This is a genomic window from Solibacillus sp. (assembly GCF_040273735.1).
GTDB lineage: Bacteria > Bacillota > Bacilli > Bacillales_A > Planococcaceae > Solibacillus.
In genome coordinates, this window is the sequence record NZ_JBELZM010000003.1 from 1 (window position 1) to 15,737 (window position 15,737).

17 protein-coding genes, 2 tRNA genes and 1 riboswitch are annotated in these 15,737 nt (G+C 40.0%); of the genes, 14 read left to right on the plus strand and 5 right to left on the minus strand.

What is annotated here, in order from left to right; translation table 11 throughout:
- The first annotated feature begins 85 nt into the window (after positions 1–85).
- The 5 genes from ABS917_RS04290 to ABS917_RS04310 all read left to right on the plus strand — a co-directional run bounded on the left by ABS917_RS04290 (position 86) and on the right by ABS917_RS04310 (position 2,228).
- A tRNA-Ser gene (locus ABS917_RS04290) sits at positions 86–176 on the plus strand.
- Between the two features lie 2 nt (positions 177–178).
- Positions 179–250, plus strand: a tRNA-Glu gene (locus ABS917_RS04295).
- A gap of 77 nt (positions 251–327) precedes the next feature.
- Positions 328–945: an NUDIX hydrolase gene (locus tag ABS917_RS04300; RefSeq protein ID WP_350477838.1), complete on the plus strand. Its 618-nt coding sequence runs from the start codon at positions 328–330 to the stop codon at positions 943–945.
- A gap of 115 nt (positions 946–1,060) precedes the next feature.
- Positions 1,061–1,819 carry a MerR family transcriptional regulator gene (locus ABS917_RS04305; protein ID WP_350477839.1) on the plus strand — a complete coding sequence of 253 codons (759 nt, stop codon included), beginning with the start codon at positions 1,061–1,063 and terminating at the stop codon, positions 1,817–1,819.
- Positions 1,820–1,883: 64 nt separating this feature from the next.
- Complete coding sequence (locus ABS917_RS04310; RefSeq protein WP_350477840.1) at positions 1,884–2,228, plus strand: TraR/DksA C4-type zinc finger protein; 345 nt, start codon at positions 1,884–1,886, stop codon at positions 2,226–2,228.
- Positions 2,229–2,269: 41 nt separating this feature from the next.
- On the opposite strand, the gene ABS917_RS04315 is transcribed toward ABS917_RS04310, so the two are convergent.
- Positions 2,270–3,187 (minus strand): 1,4-dihydroxy-2-naphthoate polyprenyltransferase, encoded by a 918-nt coding sequence (locus tag ABS917_RS04315; protein ID WP_350477841.1) that lies wholly within the window; start codon positions 3,185–3,187, stop codon positions 2,270–2,272.
- A 242-nt stretch (positions 3,188–3,429) separates the two neighbouring features.
- Between ABS917_RS04315 and ABS917_RS04320 the strand changes: the two genes are divergently transcribed.
- The 5 genes from ABS917_RS04320 (at position 3,430) to ABS917_RS04340 (ending at position 9,692) form a co-directional block, all read left to right on the plus strand.
- The gene (locus tag ABS917_RS04320) at positions 3,430–4,812 is read left to right on the plus strand and encodes an isochorismate synthase (protein ID WP_350477842.1); all 1,383 of its coding nucleotides are present in this window, start codon (positions 3,430–3,432) and stop codon (positions 4,810–4,812) included.
- Positions 4,805–6,538: a 2-succinyl-5-enolpyruvyl-6-hydroxy-3-cyclohexene-1-carboxylic-acid synthase gene (gene menD, locus ABS917_RS04325; RefSeq protein WP_350477843.1), complete on the plus strand. Its 1,734-nt coding sequence runs from the start codon at positions 4,805–4,807 to the stop codon at positions 6,536–6,538. The genes ABS917_RS04320 and menD overlap by 8 nt, the downstream gene beginning before the upstream one ends.
- Positions 6,520–7,332 carry a 2-succinyl-6-hydroxy-2,4-cyclohexadiene-1-carboxylate synthase gene (gene menH / locus ABS917_RS04330; protein WP_350477844.1) on the plus strand — a complete coding sequence of 271 codons (813 nt, stop codon included), beginning with the start codon at positions 6,520–6,522 and terminating at the stop codon, positions 7,330–7,332. The genes menD and menH overlap by 19 nt, the downstream gene beginning before the upstream one ends.
- 21 nt (positions 7,333–7,353) lie before the next feature.
- Positions 7,354–8,178: a 1,4-dihydroxy-2-naphthoyl-CoA synthase gene (menB, locus tag ABS917_RS04335; RefSeq protein WP_340716047.1), complete on the plus strand. Its 825-nt coding sequence runs from the start codon at positions 7,354–7,356 to the stop codon at positions 8,176–8,178.
- A 77-nt stretch (positions 8,179–8,255) separates the two neighbouring features.
- The gene (locus ABS917_RS04340) at positions 8,256–9,692 is read left to right on the plus strand and encodes an o-succinylbenzoate--CoA ligase (protein ID WP_350477845.1); all 1,437 of its coding nucleotides are present in this window, start codon (positions 8,256–8,258) and stop codon (positions 9,690–9,692) included.
- Positions 9,693–9,744: 52 nt separating this feature from the next.
- On the opposite strand, the gene ABS917_RS04345 is transcribed toward ABS917_RS04340, so the two are convergent.
- The 3 genes from ABS917_RS04345 to ABS917_RS04355 form a co-directional block, all read right to left on the minus strand.
- Complete coding sequence (locus ABS917_RS04345; protein WP_350477846.1) at positions 9,745–10,737, minus strand: metal ABC transporter solute-binding protein, Zn/Mn family; 993 nt, start codon at positions 10,735–10,737, stop codon at positions 9,745–9,747.
- A gap of 105 nt (positions 10,738–10,842) precedes the next feature.
- Positions 10,843–11,076, minus strand: a complete 234-nt coding sequence (yidD, locus tag ABS917_RS04350) for a membrane protein insertion efficiency factor YidD (protein WP_350477847.1) — start codon at positions 11,074–11,076, stop codon at positions 10,843–10,845.
- A 2-nt stretch (positions 11,077–11,078) separates the two neighbouring features.
- Positions 11,079–11,231: a hypothetical protein gene (locus ABS917_RS04355; RefSeq protein ID WP_340716043.1), complete on the minus strand. Its 153-nt coding sequence runs from the start codon at positions 11,229–11,231 to the stop codon at positions 11,079–11,081.
- A 207-nt stretch (positions 11,232–11,438) separates the two neighbouring features.
- Between ABS917_RS04355 and ABS917_RS04360 the strand changes: the two genes are divergently transcribed.
- The 4 genes from ABS917_RS04360 to ABS917_RS04375 all read left to right on the plus strand — a co-directional run bounded on the left by ABS917_RS04360 (position 11,439) and on the right by ABS917_RS04375 (position 13,614).
- A complete protein-coding gene (locus tag ABS917_RS04360) occupies positions 11,439–11,882 on the plus strand; it encodes a Dps family protein (protein WP_350477848.1) in 444 nt (147 codons plus the stop codon).
- Positions 11,883–12,008: 126 nt separating this feature from the next.
- Complete coding sequence (locus tag ABS917_RS04365; protein WP_350477849.1) at positions 12,009–12,317, plus strand: transposase; 309 nt, start codon at positions 12,009–12,011, stop codon at positions 12,315–12,317.
- Between the two features lie 66 nt (positions 12,318–12,383).
- The gene (locus ABS917_RS04370) at positions 12,384–12,851 is read left to right on the plus strand and encodes an NUDIX hydrolase (RefSeq protein ID WP_251686424.1); all 468 of its coding nucleotides are present in this window, start codon (positions 12,384–12,386) and stop codon (positions 12,849–12,851) included.
- Complete coding sequence (locus ABS917_RS04375) at positions 12,835–13,614, plus strand: alpha/beta hydrolase family protein (protein WP_350477850.1); 780 nt, start codon at positions 12,835–12,837, stop codon at positions 13,612–13,614. The genes ABS917_RS04370 and ABS917_RS04375 overlap by 17 nt, the downstream gene beginning before the upstream one ends.
- A gap of 80 nt (positions 13,615–13,694) precedes the next feature.
- Here the strand turns inward: ABS917_RS04375 and pckA are convergent, their stop codons facing one another.
- The gene (pckA, locus tag ABS917_RS04380) at positions 13,695–15,281 is read right to left on the minus strand and encodes a phosphoenolpyruvate carboxykinase (ATP) (RefSeq protein ID WP_350477851.1); all 1,587 of its coding nucleotides are present in this window, start codon (positions 15,279–15,281) and stop codon (positions 13,695–13,697) included.
- Between the two features lie 198 nt (positions 15,282–15,479).
- A riboswitch (SAM riboswitch) is annotated at positions 15,480–15,595 on the plus strand.
- Positions 15,596–15,737: the final 142 nt, after the last annotated feature.

Genomic DNA, 15,737 nt, shown 5'->3' on the forward strand with positions numbered 1-15,737 from the left:
AGTAGCTCAGTTGGTAGAGCATCCGGCTGTTAACCGGCAGGTCGCAGGTTCGAGTCCTGCCTTCGGAGCCATTTTTTCTATTTTAGGGGACATACTCAAGAGGCTGAAGAGGCGCCCCTGCTAAGGGTGTAGGTCGCGTAAGCGGCGCGAGGGTTCAAATCCCTCTGTCTCCGCCATCGGCCCGTTGGTCAAGTGGTTAAGACACCGCCCTTTCACGGCGGTAACACGGGTTCGAATCCCGTACGGGTCATACATAGGAAAACAGAAAACGCTAAGTACATATTACAATGTACTTAGCGTTTTTTTTGTATAAAAGGAGCTGGGCTTGTGAATGAACGTTTAAGAGTATTTGATCAAGATTATAAGGAAACGGGCATTGAACAACGTGATCTCATTCATGCAAAAGGTTATTGGCATGAAGTGTTTCATTGCTGGATTATTGAAAAAACAAATTCTGAGTGGCGCATTTATTTACAGCTTAGAAGCAAAAATAAAAAGGATTACCCAAATCAATTTGATATTACGGCAGCGGGTCATATACTGGCAACGGAGACGATTGAGGATGGTGTACGCGAATTAGAGGAAGAAGTAGGAATTAAAGTAATGTTTTCGCAATTAACGTCACTTGGAGTTATTCCGTACAGTATAGACAATGAAAAAATTAAGGATTATGAGTTTGCAAATGTATTTGTTTATGAGTTAACAGGAGGAATTGATCAGTTTACACTTCAACGCGAAGAACTCGATGGTATATACTCTGCTAACTTAAAACAATTTAAATTGCTTGCTACACGTAAAATAAAGAAAATCGAAGTATCGGGTTATAAATACGTAAAAGATTTACGTCATTATGAAGTGAAACAGATCGGACTAGAACAAATGTCTGCACTACCTGAAAGCTATTTGCTTGAGTTTATCCCGAGATTAGAAAAGATGTTAAATTGAAGCAGCCTGAAAACTTAGGTTAGCTTCTTTTTTATAGAAATAATTTAGAAAATATCTTTTGCTATTGACCTTCACGTTGCGTCAACCTTTATAGTACTAAATAGGAGGTGGTCACGTGCTAATTAACGAACTAGTCAAGCTATCGGGTGTGAGTGCACGCACACTACGTTATTATGATGAAATAGGTTTGCTGAGACCTTCTGCAGTTGGGGGAAATGGCTACCGGCAATATAGCCAAGAGGATATTGACCGGTTACAGCAAATACTATTTTACCGGGAGCTTGATTTTAAATTAGAGGAAATAAAAAAATTGCTCGATCATCCTGATTATGAAGTAAAAGAAGCACTAAAAAAACAATCCGAGCTTTTAAAAAAGAAAAGACAATTTATCGATGATCTCCTAATAACAATAGAACAAACAATACAAACGATGGAAGGGGAACTTATGATGACAAATGAACAAAAGTTTGACGTGTTTAAAAACAAATTGATTAAAGAAAATGAAAAGAGCTATGGCCACGAAATACGTGATAAATACGGTGAAGCTCAAGTGGAAGCGAGCAATAAAAAATTTAGGGAAATGACAGAAGAGCAATATAATGCGATGCAGCAATTAGAAAATCAACTGTTTGAACGATTAAAAGAAGCGATGGCGTCCGGAGATGTAACGTCAGACGTTGCTATGGAAGCAGCGGAGCTTCATAAACGCTGGCTAAGCTTCTCCTGGGCAAAGTATACCCCAGAAGCACATATAGGCCTAGCGCAAATTTATGTAAGCGATGAACGGTTTACTGCTTACTATGATGAGCGTGTCGATCCCGGTGCTACACAATTTTTGCATGATGTAATCGCTGTATATGCAGCGAACAAATAAGAAAAGATGTTTAGAAATCCTCATATAGGTAATATTTTATTATTAGAAAAAAGGGGGATTTTATATGGATATCAATCAATTACAACAATTGCGCAGCATCTTGGAAGAGGAGCTTGCAACCTTGCAGGAGCATGTTAATGAAGAACCGCCATTAGAGGATACAGAAATAACTGCAGTTGATAATCATCCAGCAGATGCAGCAACCGATTTAACGACAATTGTTACAGAAAAAACATTAAGCGAGTTGAAGGAAGACGAAATCGAAAGAATTCAAACGGCTCTAAACGCAATGGATGAGGGCACATACGGGGAATGTATCGTATGTGGAAAAGAGATTCCTTTTGAGCGTTTAGAAGCGATTCCGACAGCTTTAACATGTATAGATCATGTAGAAGAAGTGACGCAATAGTAAAAGAGGTATGTTGATTATTCAACATACCTCTACTAGTTTTAAATGAAATATGAAATTAATAGACCTACAGCCAACAAGAAACCGAAAATCGTGTTTGTTTGGGCTGTATATTTCATTGCCGGCATTACTTCAAGCGGTTTTTCTTTTGCCCGGAATAATTTAATCGCTTCAATCGGTTTCTTCACGCTTAATAATACAAGCAGTGCCCATGGTGTTAAATGGCCCAGAACTACAAGAACGAAGATCCAAATATACGAAACTATAAAGAAACCAGCAAGTACTGTTACAGCGTTATGTCGGCCAACTAAAATGGCCATCGTTTTACGTCCGCCTTCTGTATCTCCAACAATATCCCGAATATTATTAGAAAGCATAATGGCCCCAACTAAAATCATACTTGGTACAGAAATAATTACAGCATCAGCTGTTACATCTCCTGTTTGAATAAAGAAGGCTATTAGAACAATACCCATACCCATTACGGCCCCTGAAACCAGCTCCCCGAACGGTGAATAAGCAATCGGATACGGTCCTCCGGTATACAAATAGCCGATCAGCATACATACAAGACCGACAGCAACAAGCCACCAGGATGTCATGGCACATATGTAAACACCTAATAGCATCGCAATGCCGTAAAAGCTTAGCGCAATAGCCATAATTGTTTTTGGTGCTACACCATGTCGGACGATTGTGCCCCCAATACCGACTGAATTTTCATTATCCAGGCCTAGTTTATAATCATAATATTCATTGAACATATTAGTTGCTGCCTGTATTAGCATACTCGCAATAAGCATTGCGAAAAATAGTCCGAAATGAATTGTTTCATGATTTATTGAAAGTGCCATAGACGTACCTAATAATACCGGTACAAATGAAGCTGTTAATGTGTGGGGACGTGTTAAATGCCACCAAACTTTAAATCCCTTGTCCGCTTCAACGACTTTTGTCATAAAAAAACGCTCCTAACTAAATACAATTATCTAAACTATTGTAATGCAAATAAAACAAATTGAACAGAGTGAAGAGACAATACATGTAACGTTTGCTCGAAAAATGTTATGATAAGAAGGTATTATTTACTGCGCGAACGCAAAAAAAATGAGCAAATTATATAAAAATTCAGGCACGTATTAAAATAACGCTATACTTGCATCATACTTAGTGAATTTGCAACATGACGGAGGGAATTTTCATGCAACACAAGTGGTACAACGCCACTGAAATAGAAGTAGGCTCAAATTCAAAGCAAATTTTTTATATGGAAACAATCGAAGTAAGCCGATTATCCGCATTGGCATTTTTTGCCGCAGGCGAATCGAAGTATAAAGGGAAACGAAACTACTGGCAAAATCGTGAAAAAACCTTCACTTTGGTTGGTTTAGGACATGCCTATACAATCGAAAACTATGCTTCTGACGCTCGTTTCGATTTAGTGGAACGTGAATGGAAAAAACTGACGAGTCAAATCATACAGGAAGATCAGCATCTGCAGCCAATCCTTTTCGGCGGCTTTACTTTTGATCCGCAAAATGAAGTTTCGCCGGAATGGACAAATTTCCCGCAAAGCTATTTTACTGTCGCAACACATCAGTTAGTTATTCGCAATGACAAAGCTTATGTAACAATTAACTATATTACGGATAAGGAAAACAGCGCGAAAACTTTTGAAGCACTTCGTAAAGAACGTGATGAACTCATTCATGCAGCACAGGTGAAGGAAGTTAAAACTTATCCGAAACCGACGATGACAAGCTATATGGAACCGTATAAGCAGGAATATTTGAATTCCATCACTAAGGTGACAGGACTGATCAAAGCAAACGAAGCGCAAAAGGTTGTCATTGCAAGATCTTTAGCATTGCAATTTGAGGAAACGATTACATCTCCGCAAATTCTGTCACATGTCGTACATGAGCAGCCGGAGAGCTATTTGTTTGGCTTGGAGCATGGTGATTTACTGTTTTACGGCGCTTCACCGGAACGTTTAGTAAAAGTAGACAGCGGGCGTGCCTATTCTTCATGTGTAGCAGGCTCGATTAAGCGCGGTACAACAGCTGAAGCCGACGAGGAATTAGGAAAAACATTGCTGAGCGATCTGAAAAATCTGGGTGAGCATCATTATGTTGTTGAGATGATTACCGATACGTTTAACAAGAATTGTACAAAAGTAAAAGTCCCTCATGGACCGAAGCTATTAAAAATTCGTGATATTCAGCATTTATATACACCTGTTGAAGGACAGTTGAATGAAGATGCAACAATTTTGCAACTCGTAAAACATTTGCATCCAACACCAGCTTTAGGCGGTGTTCCGCGTGAACAGGCAATGGAAATAATCCGGACATATGAGCCGATGAATCGAGGGCTGTATGCGGCACCAATCGGCTGGCTGGATGCCGATGGTAATGGCGAGTTTGCAGTAGCAATTCGTTCGGCAGCATTAGTACAGGATAAAGCGTATTTATATGCAGGCGGAGGCATTGTCGAAGATTCGGAAGCACAATCGGAATATGAAGAGACACTCGTGAAATTCCGTCCAATGCTTCGAGCTTTAGGAGGCCAATTACATGAATGATCGTGAAGTATTATCCAACTATGTTTATACAATTGTGTCAGCGTTAGTAGCATCTGGTGTAGAGCAGGTTGTCGTAAGTCCCGGCTCCCGCTCTACACCGCTTGCCTATGCATTTGCCTCAACGAAGGAAATCGAAATGCATCGCCAAGTCGATGAACGGGCCGCAGCCTTTTATGCGCTTGGCTTAGCTAAATCGACGGCAAAACCAGTCGTACTCGTATGTACATCAGGAACAGCAGCGGCCAATTACTATCCTGCCATTGTCGAAGCAAAATATGCTCGAGTGCCGCTAATCGTTTTAACAGCAGACCGTCCGCATGAATTGCGTGAAGTAGGAGCACCTCAAACGATCAATCAAGTGCGGTTATACGGTGAAAATGTGAAATGGTCGGCAGAATTTCCGATTCCGGATGAGGCACCGCAAACGATTCCATTTATCGAACGCCATACAGTGCGTGCGGTAAATATTGCAACGACAGCACCGTTTGGACCAGTCCATTTAAATATACCGTTCCGTGAACCGTTAATCATTGATTTTGCGGAAAAATTGCCGGTTTCAAGCTATATTAAAAGCTATACAAATGAGCTTCAGCCTTCCAAGCAAGCGGTAACTGAACTGACAGAAATCATTGAACAAACAACGACTGGGATCCTGATCGTAGGAGAATTGCCGTTAGGAACGAACACGGAACATTTATGGGATTTTATTCGTGAAGTGAAATGGCCGGTAATGATTGAAAGCTTATCGAACTTGCGCACAGAAATTCCGGAAGATTGCCAAATATATGCGATTACTACATATGATGCATTGATGAAAAATGAGCGCTTCAAGCGAAATGTCCGACCACAAACGGTCATTCGATTCGGGGCACAGCCTGTTTCTAAATTTTTAATGCAGTTTATCGTACAGGCGAACCCGCAAAGCTATATTGTCATCGATGAAGATCCGATGTATAGAGATTCTACTCATATGTCGACACATTTCATTCATGCCTTACCTGGAGAATGGCTGTCGGATGTGAAATTAGGGCATTCTCAAGCAGAAATGGCATACGTTCAATTTTGGAAAATGGCGGATTTGCTAGCTGCTGATGTCATTGAAAAGTACAGTCAATTTGCCGATGACGAAGGGGCAATGGTACAGGCATTCCTTACAAGTATTGAAGAAAATTCCGACATTTATGTCAGCAGCAGTATGCCGATTCGTGATATTGATACGTTTTTACTTACTCAAAATCGCCCTGTTCAAATTTTCGCAAACCGCGGAGCAAATGGAATTGATGGGGTAACATCTACAGCACTTGGCTTCAGTAATGGTCGCAAAAACCGCAAAACGTATTTATTGATTGGCGATTTAGCATTTTTGCATGATGCTAATGCATTTGTTGCAAGCCGTTATCAGCAATGCGATTTAACGGTAATAGTCATGAATAATGACGGTGGCGGCATTTTCTCTTATTTACCGCAATCGAAGGTTGAGGAGCATTATGAAGATCTTTTTGGTACACCGACTGCATTGACATTCGAACAAATGGCCAAAATGTATGAGCTGGATTACGTAAAAGCAACATCATTGGAGCAATTTACGACTGCATTGGCTGCGGATAAAGAAACATCAATTAAACTAATCGAAGCATTTACAGATCGGGAAGAGAATGTGAAGCAGCACCGTCAGCTATGGGCACGGATTCAAGAGGTGATGGAACAATGGCTCGATTCACTGTAAAAGGGTTGGATGTGCATATTGAACAGTGGAATGAACAGGCAACTCAAACGATTGTATTTCTCCACGGTTTTACTGGGAGCACAAATACTTGGGAAAAGATTGTTTCGCAACTGCCGTCAGACATCCGGTGTATTGCTGTTGATTTAATCGGACACGGTAAAACAGCAGCACCGGGTACTGTTGAATTCTACTCGATGGCATTTCAAGTGGAACTGCTGAATGAACTGTTTCATCAACTACAGCTTGATACTTTCTCGCTGGTAGGGTATTCGATGGGAGGTCGTGTGGCACTGAGCTATGCGGTTCGTTATCCATCTGGAATCAAGCATCTGCTTTTGGAAAGTGCTTCTCCCGGTCTAATGGATGAACAGCAGCGTACTATACGAAAACAGGCGGATGGTACACTCGCGGAAAAGATACTTGAAAATGGGATTGAGTCATTCGTAAACAAGTGGGAAAATATTGCTCTGTTTGCTTCTCAAAAAAGTCTTCCTGCAGAAGTACAGCAGGAAATTCGATCCGAGCGAATACAGCAAAGGGAAATCGGTCTTGCAAACAGTCTGCGCGGTATGGGGACAGGTGTAATGCCGGAACTTTGGGGCAAGCTTGATACATTAACAATGCCTGTGACACTCCTAACCGGACAGCTTGACGGAAAATTCGTTCAATTAAACAATGAAATGCAAGAGCGTATCGAAAAAGCAAATCATCTTATAATTCCAGCAGTTGGCCACGCAATTCATGTGGAAAATCCGACAAAGTTTGCTACAATAGTAAAGGAAACGATTTCATAACCGAATTAGGAGGCAATATATATGACAAAGCAACGTCTATGGACATCTTTACATACTTACGAAGATATTAAGTATGAATACTATAACGGAATCGCAAAAATTACGATTAACCGTCCAGAAGTTCGCAACGCTTTCCGTCCAAAAACAACAGCGGAAATGATCGATGCTTTCACACGTGCCCGTGATGATGAGCGTGTTGGCGTAATTATTTTAACAGGTGAGGGCGAGCATGCATTCTGCTCAGGCGGCGACCAAAAAGTGCGCGGTCATGGCGGCTATGTAGGCGATGATGAAATTCCTCGCTTAAACGTTTTGGATTTACAAACGTTAATCCGTAAAATTCCTAAACCGGTTGTAGCGATGGTAGCAGGTTATGCAATCGGCGGCGGTCACGTACTGCACGTAGTTTGTGACTTAACAATCGCTGCAGAAAATGCACGTTTCGGTCAAACAGGACCTAAAGTGGGTTCGTTCGATGCTGGTTACGGTTCAGGTTACCTAGCACGTATCGTAGGACACAAAAAGGCTCGTGAAATCTGGTACCTATGCCGTCAGTACGATGCGCAGCAAGCACTTGAAATGGGCTTAGTAAACACAGTTGTACCATATGAGCAGTTAGAAGATGAAACAGTAAAATGGTGTGAAGAGATGCTGGAAATGTCTCCAACAGCATTACGTTTCTTAAAAGCTGCAATGAACGCAGACACTGACGGCTTAGCTGGTATCCAACAGCTTGCTGGTGATGCGACACTTCTTTACTACACAACTGATGAAGCAAAAGAAGGCCGCGATGCATTCAAAGAGAAACGTAAACCAGACTTCGGTCAATTCCCACGTTTCCCTTGATTTGTTCGTTATAATATTCAAAAGGGATGTCCGAAAACTTTGGACATCCCTTTTCTTTACGATAGGAGGAAAAATGGATGCAGCCAAACTGGATTAAGCAACGTGCCTATTTGACACCGAATCGGGTTGCACTGAGCTTTCATAACGAGCAATGGACGTTTAAAGAGCTTTATTTAAAGTCTGTCAGCTTAGCATATAAATTAAATACACTTCGGTTAACAAACGGAAAACGGGTAGCTATTTTAGCACCTTCTACACCGCCTTTAATCGAACTGCTTTATGCATGTATGCAGGCACAGTGTGAGATGGTGCTGCTAAATGGAAGACTTGCTAAGCAGGAGCTTGCGTATCAAGTTGAGGATGCAGAAGTAGAAGCGATATTAGTAGCCGATGAAGAGCTTGCCAAACTTCCTGATGATGCCCGGATCATTCCATTTTCCAAACTTTATGAGACAACTGAGTCGGAATATGAGATTGCAGCACAGTGGGAAGAGGACTTTGCACTGACAATCATGTATACATCCGGAACAACAGGGTTTCCGAAGGGCGTTTGCCAGACTGTTTCAAACCATAGTTCCAGCGCAATCAGCTCAGCATTGAACTTAGGCATTTCAGAGAAGGATACATGGCTTTGTACTGTTCCGATTTTTCATATAAGTGGTTTTTCGATTGTCGTCCGTTCATTGCTGTATGGGATGAAAATACGTTTATATGAAAAATTCGATGCCAAAGAGTGTGCTCAGGAAATTATGGAAGGTACCGTTACGAAAATGTCGGTCGTTTCGGTCATTCTTGAAAATATACTTTCCGAAATGGAGCAGGCGGGCCAAAAAGCACATCCGCATTTTACAACCGCTTTGGCAGGTGGCGGTCCAGTACCGGCCGATTATTTAAAGCGTGCGGAAAAACTGGATTTACATGTTGCCCAAACTTACGGGATGACTGAAACGTCTTCACAAACCGCGACATTGGCAAACGAGGATGCCATGACATATATCGGTTCTGCCGGCAAGCCTCTGTTTTTCAATGAAATTAAAATTGATGTAAAAGAAGGGGACTCCATAGGTGAAATTTTAATCCGCGGACCTCATGTAACACCCAAATATATCGGCCGCTTTAAAGACAAACCGACGACCATCAATGGCTGGCTTCATACAGGAGATGTCGGTTATTTAGATGAACAAGGATATCTGTATGTCGTCGATCGCCGCAGCGACTTAATTATTTCAGGTGGCGAAAATATTTATCCTGCTGAAATTGAAAACATTCTCCTCGGACATCCGAACGTAAAAGAGGCGGGCGTTTGTGGAATAGAGCATGACAAATGGGGACAAGTACCTGTAGCCTTTATTGTTGCAAAAAAACAGATAACAGAACAAGAAATCATCGACTTCTGCACACAGCACTTAGCAAATTATAAAGTACCGAAACAAGTTCATTTTGTTAGCCATTTACCTCGAAGCGGCTCAAATAAGCTTTTACGAAGAAAGTTGATGCAGCTGCTGGAAGAGTGAAGAGGAAATAAAAAAGGTCCAAGCATAATGATTGCTTGGACCTTTTGTGTTATTAATTGCTTAAAGCTTGTTTGAGGACTTCCATATTTTTACGCATTAATGTAAAGTAGTCTTCATTGTTTTGGATATCTTCTTTTGTTAAAACACTTAAATTATGCAATGTTAATGTTTCTGCATTTACTTCTTTTTGAATTATTTCCGTTAATTTTGAAGAAACATTCTGCTCGAAGAAAATATATTGGATTTCTTCTTTATTTGCTAAATCAACAATTGCCGTTAACTCCTTTTGTGAAGGTTCACTTTGTGAGTTAAGACCAGCTACAGGAACTTGATTGAAGCCGTAATGTCCCGCAATATAGCCGAATGCTGCATGCGATACAAAGAAAGTTTTCTTCGTCGTAGCTGCAGCCATCGCTTCAAAGTCTGAATGCAATGTTGCAAGTTCTGTTACTAATTGCTCGTAGTTTGAATTGAATATTGCTTCATGTTCCGGTAACGCCGCGACAAGTTCATCTTTAATCGTTAATGCCAACTGCTGTGAAATGACCGGTGATAACCAAACATGGGCATCATGTTCTTCGTGTGCATGCTCTTCTCCATGATCATGTTCATGGTCATCATGTTCCTCATGCTCAGCATGTGTATGTCCTGTTGAAATATGAAGCTGATCTTCCGTTACATTGGCAGCTGTAGGAACTAATTTTACATCTTCATTTGCCAAAGTTTTTTCCGCATTTTCAACAAAACCTTCTAATCCAAGACCGACATAGAAAAATAAATCCGCATCTGCTAACGCCATCATATCTTTTTGAGTCGGTTCAAATGAATGTTCATTTGCACCTGCTGGATAAATTGAAGAGACATCAACAAACTCTCCACCGATTTGTTCTGTGAAATATTGCAATGGATAAACGGTTGTATAAACCGAGAGTGAATCTTCATTTTTCTGCGGCTCACTTGTATCCTTTTTAGTTTCGTCTGCATTACAAGCAGCTAATAATAAAATTAATGTAAACATCGAAATGAATGAGAACCATTTTTTCATTATAAATAAGTCTCCTTAATAGTAATAATTACGATTTGTATTTTTTGAACATTTTCAATCATACAGGATTCAATAAAAAAAAACAATATAAAAAGCCTTCGAAAATTATTTTTTTTTCGAAGGCCATTTTTCAGGTACTGGATCGAATCCACCTGGATGAAGCGGCTGACATTTTAGTATTCGAATAACAGTCATGATCGATCCTTTAATTGCACCATGTTTTTGAATTGCTTCAATTCCATAGTGTGAGCAGGTTGGATGGAACCGGCAAGAAGGTGGCGTCATTGGCGAAATATATTTTTGATAAATCCGGATTAATCCGATAAATAGTTTTCTCATTGCTATTTTTGTTCTCCATTTTTATAAGTCCGAATTGGTTTGTCATCAACGGTTTGTTTTAATGATACGCTGTTTTTCCGAGCAAGTAAAATAATAGAGAATGCGAATATCCCCATAATCGTTACGATAATAATCAATACAATAGGTAAGCTCATCTTTTCCACCTCATTTCCTTCCATTTTACAGGAAAAAGTTGTGGTGAGTGTGAATAATGGTTGAACTAAATGTTTTAAGAAGTGCGAGAACGGATATAATACAAGCAATGATACATTTCTAAAAATAATAGAAATGGTAAGCTGATTTTATATCAGGATTAAAATTTCGCTAAGAAGTTTTAAATATAATTTATGAGGTGAAGGACAATGGCAAAGAAACAATTAAACACACAATTAAATGATTTAGTAGCAACATGGTCGGTAATGTACACAAAGTTACATAACTATCACTGGTATGTAAACGGACCATCATTCTTTACATTACACGTCAAATTTGAAGAGCTTTACAACGAAGTAACATTAAATTTAGATGAAATTGCAGAACGTATTTTAACGAAGGGCGGCAAGCCTGTTGCAACATTAAAGGAACATTTAGAGCTTTCTCTAATTGAAGAGGCTTCAGGAAAAGAAGAAACAGAGGAAATGGTTTCTAAATTAATTGAAGACTTCAAAACGATTATGGAAGCTTTAAATAAGGCAATGGAAACGGCTTCAGAAGAAGGCGATGATCGTACAGAGGATTTACTGAACGCTCAATTCCAAAGCCTAGAGAAACATACATGGATGTTAAATGCTTATTTAGGCAACTAATATCAGATAAACGACTCCAAATGCGGGGTCGTTTTTTCGTTCGTTGGAATACAGAATGGCTGCACGAAATACTTCCAATGTATAAACAAGTTTCTTGCAGACCACCTTAAATATGAGGTGAGAATAATGGAAAAAAATAATGTTTATGTATCCGTTGCCAATTTAACATGCAATTTGCAACCTGGATCATCCTATGAATTTGTATTGAAAATGGAGCCGTTAAAAGCGCGTGTATTTATGAAGCTGTTTAATCAGATGCAGCAGCTGGAGTCCTCAAATGCATTCCGTGCCCATATGCCGTTTATTCCATATCATTTGGACAGATTAAATCATGAGATCGACAACCGTCTGAAAAAAGTCTATGCCTTGATTCATGAATTCGGTGATGAGGAAGCGAAGAAATTTGTCGAGCAACTGCCGTACTTTACTCGCTAATTAGACGATTTGATTGAACGGGAGACATCTGTTCGCTACACTATATAGTAGGAGTTGAGCGAAAAGATGTTTACATTTATCGATGAAAACAATTTAAAAGTAGATTTAAGATTTGATGAAGGACCTTTCGAAGTTGAACCGAAGCATGTATTGGCACTCGTACAATATAAAGGGAAATGGTTATGCACGATTCATCATCGTCGTGGTGTCGAGTTTCCAGGCGGCAAGCAGGAGCCCGGAGAAACATTATACGAAGCGGCTATCCGTGAAGTTTACGAAGAAGCAAATGTGGTCATAGAAGATGTAAAATGGTTTGCCTACTATATTGTGCATGATGAGATTCCTTTTTGCAAAGCCGTCTTTACTGCTAAGGTAAAGGACATTGAACCTTTTACAGGAGACCATGAAACAGAAGGCATGCTATGGCTGACAGAAGAAGAGCTTTGGCAGCAGCCAAAATTAAGTTTCTATATGCGGGATGCAGGAATGAAAAAGATGTTGCAGGAAGTGAAAAATCATGAAAGACAATGGTAAGATTTTTACGATACGCAATTACCCATCACCAAATCCTCATATCCGATTAGATGAAATTACGTATTGGTCACAAGGACTGCGTGTTAAAGGATTATTGGCGCGTCCTAAAGCCCCTGGTACATATGAAGCTCTTTTATATTTGCGTGGGGGACTCCAATCAATCGGCATGGTCAGACCTGCACGTATTGCCCAATTTGCGATGCAAGGCTTCATTGTATTTGCTCCTTATTATCGGGGAAATCGCGGAGGAGAAGGTAAGGATGAATTTGCCGGTGATGACCGTTATGATGCGGTTAACGGCATAGTAGTACTGAAGCAATTTATTCAAGTGGACAAAGTGAATTTATATGGTTTTTCCCGCGGCGGGTTAATGGTATTGTGGACAGCGATTTTACGTGATGATATTAAATCGCTCGTAACTTGGGCAGGTGTATCGGATGCGACAGCAACATATTGGGACCGTATTGATATGCGGCGCGGCTTAAAAAGAATTGTTGGCGGTACTCCAAATAAAGTACCGGAAAACTATGATGACCGTACACCATTATTTGAAATTGAAAAAATTCAAACCCCTGTACTCATTATTCATGGTACAGAAGATCAGCATGTTGATATAGAGCATGCCTATAAACTGGAGCAGTACTTAAAAAAGGAAGGGAAATCTGTTGAGACATGGTACTCATCTGGATTAAAGCATCACTATCCTCCAAACGTAAACCGTGACACTGTGAAAAACTTGTGTGATTGGATGAAACGCCAATAAGATACACATAATAAAAAACAGCATTTTTCTTTTAGAGAAAAATGCTGTTTTTGGTTGATTAAACGTAGCTGACTAGTAAATTATACTAATGGGCCGCCTTTTTGAACGATTGCTTCGTCAACATTCTCAAATTTCTTGAAGTTGTTTTTAAACAGATCAGCCAGCTCAGAAGCCTTTTTGTCATATGCAGCTTTATCTGCCCATGCATCACGAGGATTTAATACGTTAGATGGTACACCTTCAACTGCTACTGGGATGTTTAATCCGAATACAGTATCTTGTGTAGTTTCAACGTTATTTAATTTACCATCGATTGCAGCACGAACCATTGCGCGTGTATAAGAAAGTTTCATACGGCTACCAACACCGTATTCGCCACCAGTCCAACCAGTGTTTACTAAGAATACCTGTGAACCGTGCTCATCAATTTTCTTACCTAATTGCTCTGCATAAACTGTTGCAGCAAGCGGTAGGAATGGAGAACCGAAGCATGTTGAGAATACTGGTTCTGGCTCTGTTACACCACGTTCCGTTCCGGCAAGTTTAGAAGTGAAACCGCTTAGGAAGTGATACATTGCCTGCTCTTTAGTCAATTTAGAGATAGGAGGTAATACACCAAATGCATCGGCTGTTAAGAAGACGATTGTATTTGGATGACCTGCAACTGATGGTAAGACAATATTGTCGATAAAGTCGATTGGATAAGCGACACGTGTGTTTTCTGTTAAAGAACCGTCTGCATAGTCACATTCACGTGATTCAGGGTCTACAGCAACGTTTTCCAATACTGAACCAAAGCGGATCGCATTGTATATTTCCGGCTCATTTTCAGCAGAAAGGTTGATTGTTTTTGCGTAGCAACCACCTTCAATGTTGAATACGCCATTGTCAGACCAGCCATGCTCATCATCACCGATTAATTTACGGTCTTTGTCAGCTGATAACGTTGTTTTTCCTGTACCAGATAAACCGAAGAATAATGCTACATCGCCTTCTTCACCAACGTTAGCAGAGCAGTGCATCGGGAAGATACCTTGTTCAGGTAACAAGTAGTTCATAATACCGAAGATTGACTTCTTCATTTCACCTGCGTACTCAGTTCCGCCGATTAAGATGATTTTCTTTTCGATAGATGTTATAATAAATGTTTCCGATCCAGTACCGTCTACTTCAGGATCTGCTTTGAAGTTTGGCGCAGATACAATTGTAAACTCGGCAGCGTGTTTAGCCAATTCTTCTGCTGTTGGGCGGATGAATAATTGATGACAGAATAGATTATGCCAAGCATATTCGTTAATTACTTTAATAGATAATTGAGACTCTTTGTCTGCACCAGCAAAACCGTTGAATACATATAACTCGTCACGTTCTTTTAAGTAATTTACAACTTTTACATAAAGTTTATCAAATACTTCTGCTGAGATCGGACGGTTTACTTTACCCCAATCGATTTTATTGTCGCAAATTTCTTCTTTTACTATATATTTATCTTTTGGAGAGCGGCCAGTATACTTGCCTGTTTCAGCACGTAATGCACCTTCAACAGTTAGCGTTGCTTCTCCGCGTGATGTCGCTTTTTCAATTAATTGTGGAACAGATAATTGAGTTTTGATGTTTTCCCCGTTTAAAAGTTCTTTCAGCTCGTTAGCAATTTCTACCGAATTCATCTATTAAATACCATCCTTTTTTATAGTATTCCCTTATAGAGGGGAGTTGATTCCTAATTCAAAAATAGTATAACACATTAAGTGAAATAATCTATACTAATTGCAAATTATTTTTTCGTAAATTTTAGCGGATCGAAAAAAGTCAAAATTTGTTGACAGTACTTGATTTTTTGCGTAAGATGTTTAATTGAACGGATACTCTTATCCCGAGCTGGTGGAGGGGCAGGCCCTATGAAACCCGGCAACCTGCGTATATTTTATACGTGTTGGTGCCAACCTGATGCAAGGGCAAAATTTCCCTTGAACGATAAGAGTGAAAGGTAACGAAACGTAATATCCTTTCCTCACGTGTGATGAACACGGCTATGAGAGAAAGGATTTTTTTTATTTTGTTTTGCAATTTCGTACTGAGCGAAAATTATATAGTTACAGCCTTTCAGACCCTCGTGTTAAAGC